Origin of the sequence: Haloarchaeobius sp. HME9146 (genome assembly GCF_025399835.1) — an archaeon.
GTDB lineage: Archaea > Halobacteriota > Halobacteria > Halobacteriales > Natrialbaceae > Haloarchaeobius.
Genome location: NZ_JAODVR010000001.1, coordinates 2,377,088 through 2,399,140, shown reverse-complemented (window position 1 = coordinate 2,399,140; position 22,053 = coordinate 2,377,088). Strand labels below are relative to the sequence as shown.

Genomic DNA, 22,053 nt, shown 5'->3' with positions numbered 1-22,053 from the left:
TTTTTAAAACGATGCTACGCTCCGTAGCCGATGTGCAGATTTCCCCGAGAGAGTCTATCTTTGTCCACCACTACTGTCGGTATTCAAAGGTGTGAAAGGGAACGGCACGGAGCGACTGTCTCGGAACGCTTTAGTGGCACTCGTGCGGACCACTTATATGGCGAAGGACGCTCACGAGGACGGCAGATTCTCCGAGAAACTCCGCGTACCAGAGGCATTGACATTCGACGATGTGCTCCTCCGACCGAAAGAGAGCCGCGTCGAACCCGACGAAGCCGACCTGACATCTCGCGTGTCGAAGAACGTCGAGCTTCCAGTTCCCGTTCTCTCGGCCGCGATGGACACCGTCACCGAGGCGGACATGGGCATCGCGATGGCTCGTAACGGCGGACTCGGCGTCATCCACCGCAATCTCGACGTCGACGAGATGACGGCCCACATCGAGCGCGTCAAGCGCGCCGACGAGCTCATCATCCGCGACGTCGTCACGGCGAACCCCGACCAGACGGTCGAGGAGGTCGACGCGATGATGGCACGCGAAGGCGTCAACGGTGCCCCCGTCGTCGACGATGACGACAGGGTTCTCGGCATCATCTCCGGGACGGACATCCGTCCGTACCTCGAGGTCGGTGAGCAAGACCGCGTCAGCGAGGCCATGACCGAGGAGGTCATCACGGGTCCGAAGGGGCTGAACGCACGCGAAGGTCTCGAACTGATGTACGAGCACAAGATCGAGCGCGTCCCCATCGTCGACGAGGACAACCGACTCATCGGGCTCGTCACGATGCAGGGTATCCTCCAGCGCCGCGAGTACGACAACGCGGCCCGCGACGACGACGGGCGTCTCATCGCAGGTGCGGCCGTCGGCCCGTTCGAGGTCGACCGTGCAATCGCGGCCGACGAGGCCGGGGCCGACGTCCTGTTCATCGACTGCGCGCACGCGCACAACCTCAACGTCATCGACAGCGCTCGCGAGATCAAGGAGAACGTCGAGGCCGACGTGGTCGTCGGGAACGTCGGGACCCGGGAGGCCGCCGAGGACCTCGTCGACTTCGCGGACGGCCTGAAGGTCGGCATCGGCCCGGGCTCCATCTGTACGACCCGCATCGTCTCCGGGTCTGGCATGCCCCAGATCACCGCCGTCTCGGAGGTCGCGGACGTGGCGACCCGCCACGACGTGCCCGTCATCGCAGACGGTGGTATCCGGTACTCCGGTGACGCCATCAAGGCCATCGCGGCCGGGGCCGACGCCGTGATGCTCGGTTCGTACTTCGCGGGGACCGACGAGGCCCCCGGCCGCGTCGTCAAGATGCAGGGCAAGAAGTACAAGCAGTACCGCGGCATGGGGTCGGTCGGCGCGATGCAGTCCGGCGACGGCCAGCGCTACCTCAAGGACGACGACGAAGACGAGGACTACGTTCCCGAGGGCGTCGAGGCCGCGACCCCGTACAAGGGGCCGCTGAGCAAGGAGCTCCACCAGCTCGTCGGTGGGATGCAGTCCGGCATGGGCTACGTCGGTGCCGAGACCGTCCCCGAGTTCAAAGAGCGCTCGGAGTTCGTTCGCGTCTCGGCGGCGGGCCAGACCGAGAGCCACGCCCACGACGTGATGATCACCGACGAAGCGCCGAACTACCAGCCCGACTGAAACCGGTCTTCAGGTCCTTCCCGGCCGCCTCACAGGCTGGCGAATATTATTCTGTTTCTGCGGCGGTCGCACCGGTCTCTGCCTCGAATCGATGAAAGCGGCCTACACACTGTCGCCAGCGATCCGAACCGCGACGTAGGGGACGACCAGCAGCAGCGAGACGACGAACCCGAACGCCACCACGATTCCCAGCGCGGGCGTGACGAACCACGCCAGCCAGAGGAACTCGAGGGCGAGCAGCATGGCCAGGACGACCCGGCCGACTGTGGGACTGTCGACGAGTGCCGCGAGGTCGGTGCGCCACGACGGTTCCTGGATGTCCGGGACAGCGGACGGCGCTGGTTCCGGGACGGGTTCTGGGTCGACGACCGGGTCGAGTTCGACGACGCGGTCGGCCTCGGCCGGCACGATGTTGAGGTTCTCGTTGCTCACGTGTGTTCACCACTACCACGTACCATACCTACGTAAAAAAGTGTATTCTGAAGAACATTTCAGACAGAACGGCAACTGAAGTTTTCTTCACAACCGACATATCAGCCCGTACCTGACTCAGGCCGCCGGGGTCCGCTCCGCCTCGACCACCAAGAGCGATTCGTCGACCGTCACGTGGAGGGTCTCCTCACCGAGGGTCACGGCGACGCCGAACTCGTAGGGGTCGCTCGACAAGGTCGTCACCGCGTCGCGGTCGACGCAGAACGCCAGCTCCCAGGACGGAACTGCGCGCACGTCGACGCCGTGGTCGTAGTAGAACGCCACGACCGGGGGCTTGCCGAGCAGCGTCTCGCCCACGCTCGTGCGGAGTTCGCCGGAACAGCGGTCACACCGGTAGTGGACGAGGTTGTCGCAGTGTGGGACCGCCTTCGGTCGTACCAGGGTGTCGTCCGACTGCGTCGTGTCCTCCTCCTCGTGTTCCTCTGTCCAGTCCCGCTCTACGAATTCGTGGCCCATCTCGCCACCACAGTACGGGCAGATGCCCGAGACGGCCGAGGTGATCATCGACCGGGTCTGGTGGTCGAAGGTCCGCAACAGGCCAGCGTCGGACTTCCCCTCCGCGCCGCCGGGGAGGAAGGGAACGTGGTGGACGAAGTGCCGACAGTCCGGGCAAGAGATGGTGAGCATGTCGTCGCAGTAGTGCGCCTCCAGCAGCCCGTCACAGGCCGGACACGGGCTCTCGGTGTCGATGGTCCGTGGCTCGTTCTCCCCGAGTGCAGTCCCCGCGAGCAGCGCCTGGTAGAGCGCGACCGCGGAGTACCGGAGCCGATACCCGTCGTCGGTCTGCGTGACGAACTGCCCCTGCAACTGGCGGAGGTGGTAACTGAACTGCCCGCTGTCCTTGATGCCCGATGCTCGCTGGAGGTCCGAGTACGACAGCGTCTTGCCGGGCGACCCGATGAGCGCCCTGACGATACGCAGGCGAACGTCGCTCGCGAGCGGTCGGAGCACGTCCTCCACCCTGGTCGTCTCCCCCTCGAACGCGTTCCGCTGTTCGACCATGCTCCACTGGACGTCGGTGCGCAGCAAAGGCGTATCGCAGACCATGTGGGACGGTAACATTTATCATGATTCGCTGCGAATTCGAACCGGACCTGCATGAGTGTCATCGATTCGCTGAAGAACGCGTTCCGAACCGACAGCCCCGAGCAGACGCCCGAATTCCGGTGCCAGTTCTGTGAGAACGAGTACGAGACGGCGTACAGTATCTGCCCCAAGTGCGGCAGCGAGCGGGTCGAACCCATCGGCCAGGACGACTGAACCCCACCCATCTTTGCGCGCTCCAGAACCAGTGAGCCACCGCGCCGCCGGGCCAATCCACTGTGGCAGAAAACTCATTACGATGGCCCGGCGAGTTCGGATTGCAATGCATCCCCGCATTGCGCGTCGGCCGGCCCTCCGTCAGTCGTCGCCCCCCACGGCCGCCGACGCTACTGGGTCGCGCGTCCTGCCCACCGCGTGACCCGGCCCCTCATCGCCATCCCATCTTCGTGGGCCGAACCGGGTTTCCACCCAACCCCACCCGGGTCGGCCCCGCTTTTCGACCAGACGAGTACTGACTCGTGGGTATCCAGCTACCCCACGGCGAAGTGACGGTTGCAACACTCACACAGGGAGTGCAGCCGATGGACGACCGCCGACCACGAGGGCAGGCTGTGCGGGTGAATCGAGGGCAGTCACTGCAGCCCGTTGATCCGGTGGAAGTAGAAGTTCCCGTGGCGTCGTGCGTAGAAGGAGTAGGAGTGTTCGAGGAGTGCCGGATTCGCATCTGTCGGTCGAGACCCGCGTGAGAGACGCCCGACCGCACCCGACGCTGGTTCGTCCGATGGTCTGTACAGATACACGGGGGTGTTCGGTTCGATTGGTGCGTCGAGGCTCAGGTGAAAGCCGGGGTCTCCGTTCTCGACGTCGACGACCACCCTGGTGCCGGGTTCGAGCCGGTTCCCGGATTCGAGTTCGAACCGAATGAATCGGTTATCGTCGGTGAGCGTGGCTGTAACCGCCGGTACCTCCTCCTTGGCCGTCGCAAACCACGATGGCTCCTGTAGCGAAACCGCTCCGACTCTGTCGATGGTGTACAGCGACTCGTATTCGAACTCACCGCTTCCTTCGTCCAGAATGCGGTAGCTCGCCTCCAGCTTTCGAATCACGCCCCGTTCGTCGACGTGCATCTCCGCGGAGGGAATCGACAGTACCTTGCCCGGTTGCCCGTGGCTCCTGCCCGGGAGCACGGATTCGTCCCCCACCGTGTCCGTCGTGACTTTCCAGATGGCTGGTCGCGTCTCGTTGACACGGGTCGGGGAACTCCAGTCACCGGCGGTAATCAACGGCTGCACCTCCTCTCCCCAGAGAGCCGGGTCACTGTCCTCCATATCGTTGCCGAACGTCACCCTGTCTCCGAGGTCCTCCCGCCAGTAGTTACCCTGCACGGTCCGGTACATCTGGACCGGGTTGCCGTCGTGGTTTTGCCAGGTTCCGAGCGACTCTCCGTGGTCGCCCAGGTACTGCTTCTGCCATTTCACCGTCGAATTGCGACGGTCGCGTTTTATCCACTGAGCCTCGTAGCTGGTCTGATACAGCGCCTGTCGGTGCGTCGGATACAGGAAAGCGGAGACACCGTCCTCGGAGAGACCGGTCGGGAAGGTGGGTTCAGCAGGTTCCTGTGTGGTCGTCTCCTCGGCCGTAGACGCTGGCTCGCGGGTGGTCGTCGTGGTACTGTCGGTCGGCGTGGCTGTCCCGGTGCGTTCGCTGGTCGCACCACCGTCCTGCAAACGCAAACAACCAGCCGTCGAGGCCACACCAACTCCCATGAGGAATGTCCGGCGGCGCATCGCACTGAGAGTGCGCCCCAAGTGACATAATTCTAACGCAATCCGTGAGCACAGCCCACACCCTCCTGCACACCAGAACCGCAGTGCGTACTGGGACAGAACACGGTGTGTGGGCAACTCACCACCCGAAAACACTGTAATCGACTCTCGACTCGAGTGCAGTGAGAACGAGCGAACGAGAGGTGATGGGACCATGACTGTCACACCTACTCTGGACAGTCACATCCAGTCGTCACCGACTTACGTCTCGTTCGCACAAGAACGCCTGCGGCATGAGCACTACTGACTCGCGCCGGTCTTGGTAGTCCGGTATCAGGGTCCCGACGGTGTTCCAGAACGACTCGCTGTGGTCACCGTACTTCGCATGGGCCAGCTCGTGAGCGAGAACGTAGTCCTGAATCCGTTTCGGGGCGAGAATGAGACGCCAGTGCAGTGAGACCACGTCATCATGGTACTCACCCCAACGATGGTCCGCCGAGCGGGCGGTGGTTTGAGCAGGGTGTATCTTGAACGGGAAGAACAGACGTTAACATGCGTTTCCTGACGTAACTGCTGTGAGGCATCCTCAAGCCGGACCACTGGATCAACGCGACACTAATAGAGAATGCGAGGGTATTCTGTATGCAGAGTCAGGATACTGGATTGCAGAGAGTGGCAAGAGGGGACCTCAGAGCATCTATTGGTAACCACTCGTCTTTGGACGGTCTTGTCTCACTCATCCCTCATCTCAACAAGCATCTGATTTTTTGGGCCACGAACTTCGGTACTAGGGGTGGAGTAGAATTTTAGATATTACATCCAGTCGGTTAGAGACGAATCATCGTTAGATAAATCATTGGCGACCTCCTGAAATTTCCGTTCGAGAGCTTGGCTACTATTTACATAATATTTCCGTTGATCAAGCTTCTCCATGTGGCCTTCAACATCTTTCTTTTCAAATAGCTTAAGTATGTCTTCGGCTTTGCGAATCAGCTTTTCTTTTTCATCAGAATCTATTTGTTCCCAGGAATCAAATGCACCCTCCAAAAGTTCCTCAACCTCGATTTTGATTTTATCGTTTTCACCTTTTGCGGCGAGATGGCCTAATTCACGACCTAAGAAGACCGCGATTCTTGCCCGGTCATCTTCAGGAGAGAACGGATGGAAGAGGGTTGGTGGTCGCATTCTTGGGAGTCGTCCACCTGGGAGATTCCGATTTACGTTGTCATCCTGGAATTCATTTAATTGCTTATATCGGTCTCCGTTTATAATAATCGCTGGGAAGTCACTTCCATTTGCATTTATTGATGCCTCGGTATCGGAGCCACCCACAAAAAATATTTCGCTTGTCAATTGTTCTACATCGAGGTTTTCGACACTGGTACGGAGATCTATTGGACGTATAGCTGCTAAACTGTCGAATTCCTCATCAGGCACCCGATTTCCTTCACAATTCGCAACAAGCACATTTTGAGCGAAAGTAGAGCCCAACAGCAAATCAGGGACCACCTTGTCATCGTCTGAATTGACCAAGATAGGCCGCACTGATTGCAAGTCATACCCAGCACTGTCTAAGAACGAGGGCCAATGGGGCATACTTTTCGTAAACCCGATACAGATATTTATTAGACGAGTTCGTTTAGATAAGTTGCTCACTGTCTTCTCCCTCCAGTGTAGATTTTGAATCGTAATAATGTTGTATATTTGTATACAATCTCATCACGACATTTCCACAGCTTCCCTTTGGTAGATAGATTCGTATCCAGTTGGGACAAACTTCAAAATCGATTTTGTCACCGGTGTGCATGTCAACACCAGCGACAGTATAATAGTCCTCCTCTACTTCATCGACAATTCCCCAGAGGCGGAACGGGTTTGTAGACGAGAATAGTTCATCTACAAACTCTCTGAGATTCTCTATTTCTCGATCGAAGTCGATTAACAAGGGGTGGCCATCGATGTGAGTTCCGCTCCCTCTTCGCTCAGTATACATACTATACTCATTTTCGACCTTATCCAAGATTGTGTAATAGTCTTCCATGACATTCCGCACCTGGCTAAGATGCCCCTCAACGGATTCGCCTCTCGCTGTGAACTTTGATTGGTACGTAATGTCACTCAGAAGAACACGCTCTCCAAATTCTTTTTTAATCCCAACATTTGATAATGAGGTAGAACCGCTGATATTCTGATTAGTTCTAAGCGTATCCAAAACCTCGTCTGCACTATTTCCCCAAAGACGCATTGAAAGTCCTTCAACACCACCACTGTTCTCAGTTATCTCATGGAATTCGTCTTCGAATTTTACAGAGAACGCTCTAAAAGTGGCTTCTGGTTGTTTTCCTACCCTCTCAAGGAACCCATTAGAGAGCCAGGGATAATCCAGCTCAGTGAATCTCGGAAAGATAATCCGTTTAATAATTTTATCACTAACAGTTGCTTTAGCTACCGTGTGTATAGACCAAAATCGCTCATTCAGTTTATCGATAAAGAAGTAAACCCGGCCGTCATCGGTTTGGGCGGTTGCCCGAACGAAACCAGGTTCTTGAGTCTCCGAGATATGCAACTGCTGATCACCAAGCGAGACAGTGCCCTCTGAGAGCGAAGATCGGTTAGATTCAATTAGATAGGACTTCAGGTACGTCTGCCCGTCGTGAAGCTCCTGTTTTGTTGCAACAGAATCATAAGAATCCACCATCCGCTCTCGAAGCATCTGTTTCAGCTCTCGTCTGGTGTTGATGTACTCGAAAGCGGGCACGATGTGGTGAGGTTTCTTCCAGTATCTCTTAAACCTTCATACGTTCCATGTCCCACATTCTCCGCTCAGCAGAGATTGTAGAAAACTATGTATAGGATAAATCTTGAATTTTAGTTAACATCTACCACATGACTAACCAGTGTGAATATGAATTCTCTTGGTCACGGAAAAAGGAACAACAATTTGGCCAATATGGAGACATAAAGTATAATCAATTAGGAGAGGAGAAAGAGATTTCTGGAAGTATAGATGATATTCAACTTCAGGAACATCAATGTCCGAGAGAAGCTGAAACGGATTCAAATCGTTGTGTATGGCACACTCAAAGGTCTGGAAAATCTACAAAAGACATTAAGTCAGCAAGTAGCAACAAACAAAAATTGGTCTGTGAGCCACATCTGGAAGATTGTACACTCAATGGGAGTGATTTAACAGAATTTTCATTTTTGTGGGCCAATTTTGACGATGCGGAACTATCAAATGTGAATCTTTCAAATATGATCCTCTTCTACTCTTCTTTCGAGAATGCCGAGTTAGATCAAGTAGATTTCTCTGGGAGTGACTTATCTGGAAGTCGGTTTGTAGACGCCACTTTTGACAATTCAACATTCACCAAGGAAAAAACTGATTTCCAAGATTCAGTGTGCAAGGGTACTAATTTCATTGACGCAGATTTCAAGGATTCTGCTAACTTCAAGAGTGCTGACTTTGATCGTTCGTCCAAGCTGTGTCGAGATTTGATAGATGCGAACTTTTGCAATGCAGACCTTAGTGAGACGGAATTCGCAGATTTGGTATTAACAGGGGCAGATTTACGCGGAGCTAATATGTCTAATGCCACTATCAACGCTGATTTTACAAATGCGAACTTAACTAACGTCTTTGCATTCGATGCGAACCTTAGTGGTTCAACACTGGAGAGGGCAGTCCTCGATGGTGCAAACCTTCAAAGTACGGAATTAGTAGACACAAAGTTACACTCGGCAGTAATTTCGGACGCGATTATCGACCACGATACCAACTTTGATTCTATATCAAAATATGAGAAAGAGTCTGTGAGTCGTGACGATAAAGATGCGAAAGTTGAACAGATCAACCGTGCCATTTGGACCTACAACTCGCTTTCTAATCTAAGCAAGGACAATGCTTTGTCGAAGCAAGCCCAGGAATATTATATTAAGGAGAAGGATCTGAAGAGGAGACTGAGTTGGATTCAATTGTGTGGTCCAGTTTCTACTGACAGTGATGGTTTCAGTGGACTAATGACGCGAAAGGCTGGATATATTGCCAATCTACTCACACCCGAGAAAGATTCAGATACAGATTTCCATTTACGGTTTGGTTCCCAGATCAAAAAGGTCTCAACCTGCATAAAGTCAGAGCTTTCGCGCTTGACTATAAATTATGGAGAGGGGCACCGAAATGTACTTGCATCGCTTGGTTTTACAACACTTATATATTCGTTTATCTACCCAATATGGGGCATAAATCAGGGTGGAGACATGATAAAATATTCATCCCCAATCGATGCGATTTTGTCCTGCAGCGTAGAATTTGACCTCGAACTGTGGTTTACAAGCCTATACTTCAGCATTGTTACATTTACTACTTTAGGGTATGGAGACATTCAGCCTGAGGGATTCTCCAGATACGTTGCTGCAAGTGAAGCTGTAATTGGGGCTTCACTTATGGCTCTGCTTGTTTTCGTACTCGGGAGGCGGGCTACTTGGTAAGGGGAGACCAGTAAACTCCCTCGGTTGGTTGGTGCTATTGTGATAAGCAGCTGGAAGGTCTCGGAATATTAATCTCACGTATATTCAATACTCCCCACCCGCGACCACTACCCGGAGTGATCTTGTGAGACGCTGCCTATGCGCAATCCGGGTTTCCAAAATTCTGCGAGCGGCAACCCTCCCATCGGGCACTCCGCGACTGACGACTTGCCAACCTCCTGGAGGTGCCAGATTGCGGGCCCATCCGGAGGTCGGTACGTTTCGAGTCAGTGTCGCGGCAGGTGCGGGCGAGAGGTTGGAGTCGGGGGCGTTCTCGGTCGCAATAGGTGTCCGGCGTGGGCTCTCCCGGAGTCAAAGCTATCTCTGTGCGGAGCGTTTGAACGGGTAGAACCGCAAGACATAGTGGACCCGGACCACTCCAGGGTGCGGACTCGCCGTCTGAAAATCGTGCAATTAACTCCCGAGTGGAGTGCAAGTACTCGTGGACGCGTGCCAGAAGACACGCAACGCTCGAACGTGTTTCGAGTGTTGAAGAAGCGGGCCGGGCGCGATTATGAACACTCACTCGCAGCAAGCTGCTCACGGCTCCGCCGTTCGCATCGCGGTTCTCGTATCCTCGAACCGCGCACTGCTCGCTGCGTTCAAATCTCTAGTCTCCCGTTTCGGGATGCTGAACGCTCGCTTCGCTCGCGTTGTTGCATCCTGAAAAGCGGGCCGGGCGCGATTTGAACACGCGACCGTCTGATTAAGAGTCAGACGCTCTGCCTAACTGAGCTACCGGCCCAACTGCATTCCATGCTTGCTGGTGGTAGTTAAAAAGGGTTATCATTCGACCCTGCTTCGTGAGTGTGTTCCATCCACATGCAGGCGGCGGGACGCCAGGCACGAGCCGAGGTGGTTCCGCGGGGCAGGTGGGGCTGTTTCGGCCTCGCACCCCGCCACAGTCCCCGGAATCGCGGTCAGCCGGTGGGTTCGGGAGCGTTAAGTGCCCCGGGCGAAAGGTGTTGGACAACATGAGTACCGGGGTCAGCATCTCCTCGATGTCGAAGTACGCCATCCTCGGGTGTGGGAGCGTCGGCCACGCCGTCGCCGAGGAACTGGTCGAGCAGGGAAAGGACGTGCTGATTGTCGACCGAGACGAGGGGCGCGTCGAGGCGCTACGCGACCAGGACCTCAACGCCCAGACGGCGGACATCCGTGACGAGGCTGTCGCCGAGGACATCGCTGACTGCGACGTGGTCCTCATCATGGCCTCCGACGTCGAGTCGAACAAGGCGGCGGTCCAGAACATCCGGGAGCAAGGCGGCGAACAGTTCGTCGTCGTGCGCGCGTCGGACCCGGTCTCCGGGGACGAACTCACCGAGATGGGCGCGGACGTGGTCATCAACCCGTCGTCGGTCATCGCCGACGCGGCGATGCGCTCGCTCGAATCCGGCGAACTGGAGTACAAGGCGAACCAGCTCGCGGAGGTCCTCACCGACACCAAAGAGCGCGTCGCCATCCTCACCCACGACAGCCCCGACCCCGACTCCATCGCCTCTGCAGCGGCGCTCCAGGCCATCGCCGAGCACCTCGGCGTGGAGGCCGACATCTGCTATCTCGGCGACATCGGCCACCAGGAGAACCGGGCGTTCGTCAACCTGCTCGGTATCGAGTTGTTGAACTGGGCCGACGTCGAGGAGAAGGAGGTGTACGACACGATGGCGCTCGTGGACCACGCCAAGAGCGGCGACTCGGTCGACGTGGACGTCGACGTCATCATCGACCACTACGAGCCCGACGAGGACCTCGACGCGGCGTTCCTCGACGTGCGCCCGAACATGTCCTCGACGTCGACCATCATGACGAAGTACATCCAGGAGTTCGACATGAAGGTCGACGAGGCCGTCGCGACGGCGCTGCTCTACGGTATCCGGGAGGAGACGCTGGACTTCAAGCGCGACACCACGCCGGCGGACCTCACCGCCGCGGCGTACCTCTACCCCTTCGCGAACCACGACCTGCTTGAACAGGTCGAGTCCCCGTCGATGAGCCCGGAGACGCTGGACGTACTCGCCGAGGCCATCCAGAACCGCGAGGTACAGGGCAGCCATCTCGTCTCGAACGCGGGGTTCATCCGCGACCGCGAGGCGCTCGCACAGGCGGCCCAGCACCTCCTCAACCTGGAGGGTATCACCACCACGGCCGTCTTCGGCATCGCCGACGACACCATCTTCCTCGCGGCGCGCTCGAAGGACATCCGGATGAACATCGGCAAGGTGCTCGCCGACGCCTACGGCGATATCGGCGAGGCCGCCGGGCACTCCACCCAGGCGAGCGCGGAGATCTCACTCGGTATCTTCACGGGAATCGAGACGAACGACGAGAATCGCGATACGCTGTTGCAGCTCACCGAAGAGGCGGTGAAGCGAAAACTGTTCCAGGCGATGGGCGTCGAGAGCGGCGAGTCAGGAAACGGCAGTTAGACCGCGACTTCGTCCTCCTGTTCGGGTTTCTTGAGCCGTTCGATGACGTCGTTGATGAGTACCACGTCCCCGACCGCGCGCACCCACCGGTAGGGGATGAGGACGCCTCGCTCACCGCTGAGGCGACCGTTGAACAGTTCCGGGTTGAGTTCGGTCAGTGCGAGCCCGGTGACGACCCTGTTCTGGATGTTGAGACGGACGTCCTCGACTTCACCCACGAAGACGCCGTTGTTCGAATACACCTCGCGTCCGACGAGGTTCGTTATCTCTTGCGGTGTCCCGTCCATACCCACCCTGAGGGAGAGACGGGTCTTAATTCTTGGTCAGACTCTCACGACAGCGTGTCGAGCAGTTCGGCGAGGACGGCAAGTGCGTCCTCGCAGTGGGCAGTGGAGCGACCGAGGCTCAGGCGGACCGCCCCCGGGCGGTCGAAGAACCGGCCCGGAACGACCAGCAGGTCGTACTCCTCCCACGCTCTGGCGGCGAGCTCGTCGCCGTCGACGGACTCGTGTTCGACGAGGCCGTACGGCGAGCCCGGTGGAATCGACCCCGTGAGGTCCTCGCGCTCCTCGACGAACGAGGTGAGTAGCTCGTGGTTCGCGCGAAGCAGGTCACGCTGGACCGGGACGAGCTCGGCCCGATGTTCGAGCGCCCGGCCGGCGAGGGCGACGCTGGGTTCGGCCAGTGTGGGGAGGTGCCAGGCGACGGACCGGGCCTGTGAGATGAAGTCCTCATCGGCGATGAGCCAGCCGACCCGCAGCCCGCCCAGTCCCATGAACTTGGTCAGTGACCCCGTGACGACGGTGTTCTCGATACCAGCCGCGGTCGGCGCGCCGAAGGCGCCCTCCGACGTGGGCTCCGTGACGTAGGGGGCGTACACCTCGTCGACGAGGAGTCGGGCCCCCTCCTCACCAGCGTGCTGTGCCGCCTCGGCGAGCGTCTCGGTGGGAGTGACCGTCCCGGAGGGGTTGTGCCGGTTGGTCGTGATGACGAGGCTCGCGTCCTCGGTCAGCGCGGCCTCGACCCGGTGCGGGTCGAGTGGGTACCCGTCTTCTGGCGGTCGGAGGAAGCGGTCGACCCGGCCGCCGAGCCCCTGTGGGGTCGCACGAAGCGGCTCGTACCCTGGTTTCTCGACGAGTACCTGCGGTCGTGGCTCCTCGGTCGCCGGCCCGGTGTGTTGGAGGGCGGTGGCGATTGCGACGAAGTTAGCCGTGGTCGCTCCCGCGGTCACGAGGACGTTCGCTTCGTCCACCTCGTACAGGTCGGCGAGTTGCGTCTCGAGGCCCCGGTCCGGCGGTGGGTCCTCCAGTCCGGCCAGCCGGCCAGGGACCGGCCCGCGCTGGTGCTGGAAGCTCCCACGGAGGTCGCTCGACCCGAGGTCGTGGGTCGCGGCGTCGGGTCTCCCCGCGATCCACTCGAGGTACTCGATGGTGGGGAACATATCACCGGCTCACACGGCCGAGTAGTTGAGTGTTCGGCTCCCGGCGCAGGTGGCAGTATATAAATACACAAAACTTTTTTATACAAGTATTCGACACTCGGTCATCTCCCGAGTGCATGAGGATAAATCTCTCACTCCATTTTGTGTGAGTGCCGGGGTGCCTCTGACAATCCGGCCCTCGACGACCGACCCTGCCCGAGTCGGTCGTTGACTGGGGGGTTCTCCCCCACCGTTTTTGACCCACCGAGTGCCAACTCCTCAGACCGAGGAGCCACTGGAATCGACCGGTTCCGGGGTCCGACCGTTCCATCCTAACGAGAATAGACCACATATCTAAGTGACCGGAACCACCACGGTTTGGCGATGAGCGAGTTGCTTACTGCCGCCAGACTCCTCGGTGGTTTCGCCCTCCTGCTTGCGAACGGGTTCTTCGTCGGGACCGAGTTCGCGATGACGCGCATCAGGCAGTTCCCCCAGTCCGAGTTCACCGGGCACCCTGGACTCGAACGGGCGTGGGAGATGACCGAAGAGCTCGAGATCTATCTCTCTGGCTGCCAGGTCGGTATCACCGTCTGTTCGATCGGTCTCGGTGTCGTCGCCGAACCCGCGCTGTCGGCGGCCATCAACCCGCTGTTCGTGCTGGTCGGTCTCGCCCAGCCTGGGTCCCACGCCGCCATCGCGGCCATCACCGCGTTCGGCCTGATGAACTTCATGCACGTCGTCATCGGGGAACAGGCCCCGACCTACTTCGGTGTCGAGCGCACCAAGACGGCCGCGAAGTACGGCTCCCGGCCGCTCTCGCTCTGGACGAAGCTCATGTCCCCGTTCATCCGCCTCGCGGACCGCATCGCGAAGGCCATCCTCGCCCTGTTCGGTGTCGAGATGACCCGGTCGTGGGCGGAAGAAGAACTGGACGAGGGCGAGGAGACCCTCTCCTCCCGTGCCGAGCTGCGGACCCGGATGGGCGACGTGCTCGGCAAGTCCGACCTGCCCCAGGAACGCCGACAGGAGGTCTTGGCCGCGTTCGAGATCGACGAGAAACCCATCGAGGACATCATGGTCCCCATCGACGAGGCGGTGACCCTGCACGCCGGCGACGACGTGGAGACGAACCTCGACCGGATGCGCGAGCACCCCCACACCCGGTTCCCGCTGGTGGGTGACACCCTTGACGATTACCGCGGTGCGGTGTACGCCCCGGCGGTCCTCCGGGACTTCGAGGGGCTCCGCTCGGGCGAGACGGACCTGACCGACTGTGCCAGCACCCCGATGACGCTCTCGGCGGAAACGTCGGTGTCGGACGCCATCGACGAGTTCCAGGCCGCTGGCGAGGAGCTCGCACTCGTCGAACGCGGTGGCGAGGTCGTCGGACTGCTCACCCCGACCGACGCCTGGGAGGTCATCACCGGCGAGCAGACCGACCCGCTCGACGCGTCGTAGAACCAGTACTCCTTCTCACGGCTCGCGCTGGTCGAGTTCGGTGTCGAACAGCCCCCTGAACCGGTCGTAGGTGGAGTCGGCGACCGCGTCGCGGACCAGTGCGAAGGCCCCGCTGGCCCGCCGGTCCCGGGTCTGGGTGGCGACGGACTCGACGAGCTGGTAGACGCCCGACGGCTCCGCGTACATCAGCAACACGTTCACGTTGTCGAAGACCACCCAGCCCTCACCGGGTTTGACGTAGTTCATCCCGGTCGAGAACTGCTGGTGGATGCCGCTCAGGTCGTTCGGGTGGACGACCGACCCGGTCCACATCGGCCCGTCGTAGTCCACGGGTGACCCGGAGACCGGGACGACACCGACCTTGTTCGGGTCGCCGCCGCGGTCCCGGACGAGCTGTTCTATCTTCGTCGGCGAGCGCGTGGTCGACACCACGAGCAGGTTCTCGAAGGCGGATTCGGGAATCAGCGAGAGCGGGGACCGGAGCGACGAGATGAGCACGAGTGCCTGCGTGCCCGCGTCGACCGCCACCGGCTCTCGCTCAATCGTCGTCCGCATCTTCGAACCCTCCGGTCGTGTCGGTGTGCGTCTCGGCCTCGAACGACGATTGGCCGGTGTCGATGAACTGTCTCGCGAAGTAGTAGATACCGATGGTGGCGCAGGTCGAGGCCCCGAGGTTCAGGATGCTCGTGACCAGGAAGGAGCTGTAGAGGTCGGGCAGGATGACGTCGTACTCGATGAGCAACCCGAGGACGTTCGCGACGGTCACGAGGAACAGGCCGACCGAGAGCCCGACGATGCCCTCGGTGTAGGCGACGTTCTGGGCGTACGCGATGGCGGGGTAGAGCAACAACAGCGAGGCCGCGAGGAACAGGGCGATGTGTATCGCCGTGACGACCTGGAACGGGTTCTCCAGGAGCAGGTCGAGCACCATCAGAGGTCCCTCCGTTCGGTCAGGAGGTAGACCGCCTGCAGGGCGGCGACGACCGCGGCGAGGACGGCCACCGTGAACACGATGCTGAACAGCACCCGGTAGTGGGGGAGTTCGAAGAGGTAGAACGCGGCGACCGGCGCGTTCGTGAGGATGAACGCCCCGAAGACGACCGGCATCGGCTTCAGCATCCGGTTGATGGGTGCCCCGCTGAACCCACGGACCGCGATGAGCGACAGCACGAAGCCGATGCTCAGCACGACGATGTTGGCGACCGTCACGGCCTGAACGAGGAGCCAGTAGGTCTCCTCGGATATCACTCGCGACCACCACGGTCGCCGAGGCCGTTCGTCTGCATCACTTTCTGCTCATCTGTGACCGGTGCTAAAAAAGTCTTTGGCAGTGGATCCGGCCGGGCCGGGCGGGTGACACGGCTCAGATGCCGAAGCCGTACCGAAGCACCGCACCGACGAGTGCAGTCAGGACACCAAGCACGGACGTGATCGGCTCGGGAATGACGAACATGATCGCGCCAGCGACGACGAACCAGGATGAGAGTTCCATATCCGACGCGAGCAGCGCCGGATGGAAATGAGTCGGGCCTAATCGGGGCCACGGCCCACTCCCTTCGCGACCAGCCACCGGTGCGGTCGGCCCGTCCTCAGAGCAGGGCGTCGACGTCTGCGTGGTTGCGGAGCAGCTCGACCATCGTCTCGACGGTCTGCTCGTCGCGGGTCCGGCCGACCCGGACCACGTCTTCGGCGCGTTCGACGGTCGTGATGGTGTTCGCCTGGACGACCATGATGGGCACGCCCTTCTCGGCGGCCTTGCCCAGCACGGCACCCGATGGTCGGTGGCCACCGGTCAGGATGAGACACTTCACGCCCGGGGCTTCGAGCGCGGCCGACTGGATGTCGGCGCGGTCCCCACCCGTGATGACGGCGGCGTCTTTCGTCCGGCGGAACCCGCGCAGGGCCGCGTCGGCACCCATCGCGCCGACGCTGAAGCGCTCGACGAACCCGTCCATGGCCACGTCCGTGAGGACATCGGCACCGAGTTCGTCGGCGAGTTCCTGCACCGTCACGCCCGCGAGGTGCTTCTCACGCGGGACGATTCCCACGACCGGGACGCCGCGCTTCTCGAGGAACGGTACCACGTCGTCCTCGAGTTCCTCGTACACGCCGTCGGGAACACGGTTGAACACGACGCCGCGGAGCCGGTCGCGTCCGATGTCGTCGACGGCCGCGAGCACCTCGTCCACGTCGTTGATGCGATTGTACGAGCAGACCAGGAGCACCTCTGCATCGACGAGTTCGGCGATGTCGCCGTCGGCGATGTCGATGATGTTCCCCGTGCTGAGACCGCCGCCTTCGAGGAACATCTGGTCCTGGTCGGCCGCGAGGGAGTCGAACGCCTCGGATATCCGCTTGCGAACCTCGTCGGCGTCCTCTCGCCCACGAACCACCTGCTGGATGAACGTCGGCGAGTAGACGACGGGTTCGAGTTCGTGCATCTCGGCGTCGAGGCCGAGCAGTTCCTTCGCCAGCATCGGGTCCTCGTCGAGCGTCTTGCCGACGTTCGACTGCAGGCGCGTGCCCTTCGGTTTCATGTACCCGATGCTGCCGTCTCGCTCCTGTGCGATGCTGGCGAGGGCGAGGGTGATGGCTGTCTTGCCGGTGCTTTCTGCGTTCGCGGTGACGAGTAACGATTTCATAGGTCCTCCGTGTCCACGGTGAGTCTGATGTCGACCGCCTGAACCCCGTCGGGGCCGGCGACCAGTGGGTTGATGTCCAGTTCCAGTATCTGCGGGAAGTCGGTCACGAGCTGTGAGAGGCGCTGGATGGTCTCGACGACGCTATCCACGTCGGCCGGGGTTCGGCCGCGGGCTCCGCGCAACAGCGGGGCCGCCTGGATGTCGTCGATCATGTCTTGAGCCTCCGGTTCGGAGACGGGCGCGACTCGCAGGGTCGTGTCCTCCAGCACCTCGACGAAGATGCCGCCCAGTCCAAAGAGGACGAGCGGGCCGAACTGCGGGTCGCGGTTGACGCCGACGATGGTCTCGGTCCCTTCGTCGAGGTCGACCATCTCCTGGACCTGCACACCCAGGATGTTCGCGTCGGGCTGGTAGTTCCGGGCGCGGGTGATGAGGTCCTCGAAGGCGTCGTACACGTCGTCGGTCTCGACGCCGACCTTCACACCGCCGATGTCGGACTTGTGCAGGATGTCCGGGCTGACGATCTTCATCACGACCGGGCCCTCGATGTCGGCGGCGGTCTGGACCGCCTCGCCCGGCGAGTCGACGACCTCACCGTCGGGCGTCGGGATGCCGTAGGCGTCGAGCAGCCCCATCGCCTCCACGCCGAGGCGGTTGTCGTCGCGGGCCTTGGCCTGCTCCAGCACCTCGCGGGCAGCCTCGCGGTCCACGTCGAACTCGGTCGCGGGCTGGTAGTCGGTGTCCCGGATGCGCCGGTACCGGGCCAGCGCGTCGATGCTGTCGACGGCGCGTGCCGGGTCGAAGTAGTTCGGGATGCCGGCCTCGCGGAGCGTCTCGGCGGCCGGCCCGGTTCGTTCCCCGCCCATCAGGCAGGTCAGAAGCGGTTTCTCGTGTGCCGCCTGTTTCTCGACGACCACGTCGGCCAGGTCGGCGTAGTCGAGCACCGCGGTCGGGGCGCTGACGACGACCGCGGCCGCGACGTTCGGGTCGTCGAGCACGATGTCGATTGCCCGCTCGAACCGGTCGATGTCGGCGTCGCCGATGGCGTCCACCGGGTTGTAGACGTTCGCCTCGTCGGGCATCTCCTCCTTGAGCCGGTCGAGGGTCTCCTCGGTGAAGGAGGCGAGCGACAGCGAGCTGTCGCCGATGGCGTCGGTCGCCATCACGCCGGGGCCGCCCGCGTTCGTGATGACCGCGACCTCGTCGGTCTCGGGCAGTGGCTGCCCGGAGAGCGCGCGGGCCGAGTCGAACAGCTCCTGGACCGACTCGGCACGGAGCACGCCAGCCTGTTCGAGGCCGGCCTCGTAGGCGGCCTCGCTGCCGGCGATGGCCCCGGTGTGGCTCGATGCGGCCTTCGCCCCGGCGTCGGTGCGCCCGGACTTGACCGCGACGACCGGCGTGTCCTTCGTGGTGTCGCGCGCCGCCTCGATGAACTCGCGGCCGTCCTGGATGGATTCGAGGTATCCCAGGACGACGTCGGTGTCGGGGTCGTCGCCCCACGCGCGGACGAAGTCGGTCTCGTCGAGGACGGCCTTGTTCCCGAGCGAGACCACGTCCTTGAAGCCGATGTTCTGGTCGTTCGCCCAGTCCAGCACCGCGGTGATGAACGCGCCGGACTGGCTCATGAAGGAGATGTTCCCCGGCAGGGCCATCTCCGGGCCGAACGTCGCGTTCATGTTGACCCCGGTGTTCATCACGCCGAGGCAGTTCGGGCCGACGAGGTTCAGGTCGTACTCCTCGGCGGCCGCCTTGAGTTCCTGTTCCCGGCTCGCGCCCTCGCCGCCGGTCTCACCGAAGCCGGCGGTGATGACGACGACGTTCTGGACGCCGGCCTCACCGGCGTCGCGGACGACGTCGACGGCGAATCTCACCGGGACGACGACCACCGCGAGGTCGACGGGGTCGGGGACGCCCTGTAAGTCGTCGTAACACGTCTCCCCGAGCACTTCGTCCCGGCTCGGGTTGACGGCCACGACGTCCCCGTCGAAGCTGCGGAGGTTCTCCAGTATCGCACGCCCGACCGAGCCCTCGCGGTCGGTCGCCCCGACCACGGCGACCCGCTCTGGCGCGAACAAGCCTGTCAACGTTCCCATCACCTAGAACGTCTCGCCGACTCGGGATAAAGGTGCGCGACGGTTACCATTTCGCGGGTATCGTCCCGACGCCGTGCGTCAGAGTTTCACTCGCAATGGTGGTGTGCTGTCCCGCAGACCCACGGTTCGTTTCCACGGAACAGACCCTGAAGCTATTTCGGTCCGCCCGGCGCACCTCACCACGATGCCCTCCCGCCGCCGCCTCCTCCGGACTGGTGTCGCTCTCGGGGCGACCGGTTTCTCCGCCGGCTGCCTCGAGCGACGACTCGAGACCGAGCACCACTGGACGACTTCTCCCGACTGGCCGATGGCGAACCACGACGCCCATCACACGGGCCGCACCGCCAGCGATGGCCCGTCTGCTGGGTCGGTCGCCTGGCAGCGTCACCTTGGGGGTGAGCGGACGGCCGCCACCCCGGTCATCGCAGATGGCACGGTCTACGCCAACGGCGATGGGGTCGTCGCACTGGACGCGGCGACCGGCCGGGAGCGCTGGCACGTCGGCAGCGAGGAGAACGGTGCGGGACAGGCAGTCGTCGATGGGACCATCTATGCCGTGACAACGACCGAAGCGTCGGTGATCGTCCGCGCACTCGACTCTGCCGGGCGTGTGCAGTGGGAGTGGTCGACCGCGGTTCCGTCCCCCGATGCCAGACCACCGGTGGTCGCGGACGACACGCTCTACGTTCAGCTGGGTGTGACACGGCGAACACGACGGCTCGTCGCATTCGACCGCCACGACGGCAGCGTTCGCTGGTCGAGCGAGGTAGAGAGCATGGAGATGTTCGCGCCGGCGGTGGCCCACGGCCGCGTCCTCGCGCTCGCGGAGCACGGGGCAGTCCGCGCCATCGGGCCGACCTGCGGCCTCGGCTGTCGTCTTGGTGCTGGCCCACCAGCGACGGACTGGCGGGAGCGCTATCCCGGCGGGGACCGCTGGCACGCCCCCACGGTTCGAGGAATCGACGTGCTGACCGGCATCGACGCGTTCGGGAGCGGGAGCGCTCAGCTGCGCGTACTGGACCTGAACGACGGCGGCGTCGAGTGGGCGGCCGTCCAGAGCGCCACTGCGGTGCCGCCAGCGACCGACGGCCGGTCGCTCTGGAGCGTCGGGTCGGTCCACGTCGACCGAGACGACGGCGTGACGAACGTCGGTGACAACGACATGGTGGTCCGGCGACGGGGGATGGACGGCGAGGTACGCTGGGAACGCCAGTTCGCAGAGCGCCTTGGCAGCGCCCGACCCGTCCTCGCTGGCGTCCCCCGGTTCGACTGGTCCGACGCCGACAAGGACGAAGACAACGCTGCCGGTGGCACCCTCTACGTCGGGAGCTACTTCGCGCCGGAGGTCGACGGCGGCGGCTGGGTGACGGCGCTGGACGCCGTGACTGGAGAGACGCAGTGGGAGAAGCACGTCACACCGAGCCCCCGGTCCCTCGCCGTCGCGGGCGGCCGACTCTTCGTCGGCGACGGGGACGGGAAGCTGGTCTGTTTCGACTGACTACTCCGCCACGTCGGCCACCGTCGCCCCCGAGTACTCGAGCAATTCGTCGGGCGCGATGGGGAAGACGGTCGTCGGCGTCCCGGAGGCGACCCACACCGTCTCGAACGTCGTCAGCGTCTCGTCGAGGTACACCGGCAGGTCGGTCGCGTGACAGAACGGCGGGACCCCGCCGATGCTCCAGCCGGTCGCTTCCTTCACCTCGTCGGCGTTCGCCATCCGGGCTGATTCGGCACCCACCAGCCCGGCCAGTTTGTCGGTGTCCACCCGGTTCGCGCCGGAGGTGACGCTCACGACGATCTCGCCGTCGGCGACGAGGACGATGCTGCTGCCGATCTGGGCGACGTCACAGCCGATGGCGTCGGCCGCGTCGGCGGCGGTCTTCGTCCCCTCGGGGAACTCCATCACGTCCGGGTCGAACCCGTAGCGGTCGCTGGCTTCGGCGACGAACTCGGCGGCGCTCTCGTGCATGGTCGCGGTGACCATGGCGGGGGACAAAAAGCTACGTTCGCCGGTATGGCTTGCGCTATCGCGACTGGACGAAGGTCACAGACAGTGCGTCTTCGGGTGTAATGTCGCGCCTGACGTACCGGGGCTTCCCGCCGCCGTCGTCCGGCACAAGCTCGAAGCACTCGACCCGGACCACGAGCCGGCCGTCACCCACCGTCGCCCGGAGAACCGGGCCGGTACTCGTCACGACGACGTACGGGGGTGCCGGGACGGGGTTCGCCCGGAGGTCGTAGCCTGCTGCGTCGACCGCCGAGGCGAGCACCTCGGGGAGCTGTGCCAGGATGCCGCGCTGGCGGAGCAGGGCGGTCAGCGGTTCGACCACCTGGCGGCGGTCGGTTGCCGGGCCGTCCCAGGCCGCGGCTACCTCGTCGGCACAGTCGGCGACCGCGACGAGGAGGTCGGCGTGGGTGTCGAGTAGCGCGGTCCGGGCGGCAGCGTCGGGGTCGGTCACGGCGACGGGTTCGTGGCCGGTGGTCAAAAAGCCGCCGTCGGCACCGGGAATGTAGAACGGCCCCACCGGACGTGA

At 61.7% G+C, this 22,053-nt stretch carries 22 protein-coding genes and 1 tRNA gene; 6 read left to right on the top strand and 17 right to left on the bottom strand.

The features are described from left to right. Nucleotides 1-157: 157 nt before the first annotated feature. Nucleotides 158-1,645, top strand: a complete 1,488-nt coding sequence (gene guaB, locus N6C22_RS12440; protein ID WP_261651433.1) for an IMP dehydrogenase — start codon at nucleotides 158-160, stop codon at nucleotides 1,643-1,645. Between the two features lie 102 nt (nucleotides 1,646-1,747). Here guaB and N6C22_RS12435 read toward each other — a convergent pair whose 3' ends face one another. Together N6C22_RS12435 and N6C22_RS12430 are read right to left on the bottom strand one after the other, a co-directional pair. Continuing rightward, nucleotides 1,748-2,077, bottom strand: a complete 330-nt coding sequence (locus N6C22_RS12435; RefSeq protein WP_261651432.1) for a hypothetical protein — start codon at nucleotides 2,075-2,077, stop codon at nucleotides 1,748-1,750. A 117-nt stretch (nucleotides 2,078-2,194) separates the two neighbouring features. Next, a complete protein-coding gene (locus N6C22_RS12430) occupies nucleotides 2,195-3,139 on the bottom strand; it encodes a helix-turn-helix transcriptional regulator (protein WP_261651431.1) in 945 nt (314 codons plus the stop codon). A 96-nt stretch (nucleotides 3,140-3,235) separates the two neighbouring features. Between N6C22_RS12430 and N6C22_RS12425 the strand changes: the two genes are divergently transcribed. Then, entirely contained in the window at nucleotides 3,236-3,397 is a 162-nt protein-coding gene (locus N6C22_RS12425; RefSeq protein WP_261651430.1) for a hydrogenase maturation nickel metallochaperone HypA, read from the top strand. Between the two features lie 416 nt (nucleotides 3,398-3,813). Here the strand turns inward: N6C22_RS12425 and N6C22_RS12420 are convergent, their stop codons facing one another. From N6C22_RS12420 to N6C22_RS12405, 4 genes are all read right to left on the bottom strand, one after another. Beyond that, nucleotides 3,814-5,172, bottom strand: a complete 1,359-nt coding sequence (locus N6C22_RS12420; RefSeq protein ID WP_261651429.1) for a hypothetical protein — start codon at nucleotides 5,170-5,172, stop codon at nucleotides 3,814-3,816. A 28-nt stretch (nucleotides 5,173-5,200) separates the two neighbouring features. After that, nucleotides 5,201-5,473, bottom strand: coding sequence for a M48 family metallopeptidase (locus tag N6C22_RS12415; protein WP_261652558.1), 273 nt, complete (start codon nucleotides 5,471-5,473; stop codon nucleotides 5,201-5,203). 287 nt (nucleotides 5,474-5,760) lie between these two features. Beyond that, on the bottom strand, nucleotides 5,761-6,384 hold the full coding sequence (locus N6C22_RS12410; protein WP_261651428.1) for a hypothetical protein: 624 nt from the start codon (nucleotides 6,382-6,384) through the stop codon (nucleotides 5,761-5,763). A gap of 202 nt (nucleotides 6,385-6,586) precedes the next feature. Next, complete coding sequence (locus N6C22_RS12405) at nucleotides 6,587-7,705, bottom strand: hypothetical protein (RefSeq protein ID WP_261651427.1); 1,119 nt, start codon at nucleotides 7,703-7,705, stop codon at nucleotides 6,587-6,589. A 128-nt stretch (nucleotides 7,706-7,833) separates the two neighbouring features. Here N6C22_RS12405 and N6C22_RS12400 point away from each other — a divergent pair, with 128 nt between their 5' ends. Further along, the gene (locus tag N6C22_RS12400; RefSeq protein WP_261651426.1) at nucleotides 7,834-9,438 is read left to right on the top strand and encodes a pentapeptide repeat-containing protein; all 1,605 of its coding nucleotides are present in this window, start codon (nucleotides 7,834-7,836) and stop codon (nucleotides 9,436-9,438) included. Between the two features lie 710 nt (nucleotides 9,439-10,148). Here N6C22_RS12400 and N6C22_RS12395 read toward each other — a convergent pair. Further along, nucleotides 10,149-10,222, bottom strand: a tRNA-Lys gene (locus tag N6C22_RS12395). Nucleotides 10,223-10,451: 229 nt separating this feature from the next. On the opposite strand from N6C22_RS12395, the gene N6C22_RS12390 reads away from it, so the two are divergent. Next, the gene (locus tag N6C22_RS12390; RefSeq protein WP_261651425.1) at nucleotides 10,452-11,903 is read left to right on the top strand and encodes a DHH family phosphoesterase; all 1,452 of its coding nucleotides are present in this window, start codon (nucleotides 10,452-10,454) and stop codon (nucleotides 11,901-11,903) included. Here N6C22_RS12390 and N6C22_RS12385 read toward each other — a convergent pair. Both N6C22_RS12385 and N6C22_RS12380 read right to left on the bottom strand, forming a co-directional pair. Beyond that, on the bottom strand, nucleotides 11,900-12,190 hold the full coding sequence (locus N6C22_RS12385) for a PRC-barrel domain-containing protein (RefSeq protein WP_261651424.1): 291 nt from the start codon (nucleotides 12,188-12,190) through the stop codon (nucleotides 11,900-11,902). The two genes, N6C22_RS12390 and N6C22_RS12385, sit on opposite strands and share 4 nt — an antisense overlap. Before the next feature lie 44 nt (nucleotides 12,191-12,234). Further along, a complete protein-coding gene (locus N6C22_RS12380; RefSeq protein WP_261651423.1) occupies nucleotides 12,235-13,344 on the bottom strand; it encodes a pyridoxal phosphate-dependent aminotransferase in 1,110 nt (369 codons plus the stop codon). Between the two features lie 363 nt (nucleotides 13,345-13,707). On the opposite strand from N6C22_RS12380, the gene N6C22_RS12375 reads away from it, so the two are divergent. Beyond that, entirely contained in the window at nucleotides 13,708-14,784 is a 1,077-nt protein-coding gene (locus N6C22_RS12375) for a CNNM domain-containing protein (protein ID WP_261651422.1), read from the top strand. Nucleotides 14,785-14,799: 15 nt separating this feature from the next. Here N6C22_RS12375 and N6C22_RS12370 read toward each other — a convergent pair whose 3' ends face one another. From N6C22_RS12370 to acs, 6 genes are all read right to left on the bottom strand, one after another. Continuing rightward, nucleotides 14,800-15,339, bottom strand: a complete 540-nt coding sequence (locus tag N6C22_RS12370; RefSeq protein WP_261651421.1) for a hypothetical protein — start codon at nucleotides 15,337-15,339, stop codon at nucleotides 14,800-14,802. Beyond that, the gene (locus N6C22_RS12365) at nucleotides 15,323-15,715 is read right to left on the bottom strand and encodes a hypothetical protein (RefSeq protein ID WP_261651420.1); all 393 of its coding nucleotides are present in this window, start codon (nucleotides 15,713-15,715) and stop codon (nucleotides 15,323-15,325) included. The genes N6C22_RS12370 and N6C22_RS12365 overlap by 17 nt, the downstream gene beginning before the upstream one ends. Beyond that, nucleotides 15,715-16,032, bottom strand: a complete 318-nt coding sequence (locus N6C22_RS12360; RefSeq protein WP_261651419.1) for a hypothetical protein — start codon at nucleotides 16,030-16,032, stop codon at nucleotides 15,715-15,717. The genes N6C22_RS12365 and N6C22_RS12360 overlap by 1 nt, the downstream gene beginning before the upstream one ends. A 115-nt stretch (nucleotides 16,033-16,147) precedes the next feature. Continuing rightward, nucleotides 16,148-16,276: a hypothetical protein gene (locus tag N6C22_RS12355; RefSeq protein WP_261651418.1), complete on the bottom strand. Its 129-nt coding sequence runs from the start codon at nucleotides 16,274-16,276 to the stop codon at nucleotides 16,148-16,150. A 97-nt stretch (nucleotides 16,277-16,373) separates the two neighbouring features. Then, complete coding sequence (locus N6C22_RS12350) at nucleotides 16,374-17,426, bottom strand: phosphotransacetylase family protein (protein ID WP_261651417.1); 1,053 nt, start codon at nucleotides 17,424-17,426, stop codon at nucleotides 16,374-16,376. After that, nucleotides 17,423-19,519: an acetate--CoA ligase alpha subunit gene (gene acs / locus N6C22_RS12345; protein WP_261651416.1), complete on the bottom strand. Its 2,097-nt coding sequence runs from the start codon at nucleotides 19,517-19,519 to the stop codon at nucleotides 17,423-17,425. The genes N6C22_RS12350 and acs overlap by 4 nt, the downstream gene beginning before the upstream one ends. A gap of 184 nt (nucleotides 19,520-19,703) precedes the next feature. On the opposite strand from acs, the gene N6C22_RS12340 reads away from it, so the two are divergent. Further along, nucleotides 19,704-21,017, top strand: a complete 1,314-nt coding sequence (locus N6C22_RS12340) for a PQQ-binding-like beta-propeller repeat protein (RefSeq protein WP_261651415.1) — start codon at nucleotides 19,704-19,706, stop codon at nucleotides 21,015-21,017. Here N6C22_RS12340 and N6C22_RS12335 read toward each other — a convergent pair whose 3' ends face one another. After that, nucleotides 21,018-21,488, bottom strand: a complete 471-nt coding sequence (locus N6C22_RS12335; protein WP_261651414.1) for a YbaK/EbsC family protein — start codon at nucleotides 21,486-21,488, stop codon at nucleotides 21,018-21,020. A 55-nt stretch (nucleotides 21,489-21,543) separates the two neighbouring features. Continuing rightward, the gene (locus N6C22_RS12330; protein WP_261651413.1) at nucleotides 21,544-21,978 is read right to left on the bottom strand and encodes a hypothetical protein; all 435 of its coding nucleotides are present in this window, start codon (nucleotides 21,976-21,978) and stop codon (nucleotides 21,544-21,546) included. Between the last annotated feature and the right edge of the window lie 75 nt (nucleotides 21,979-22,053).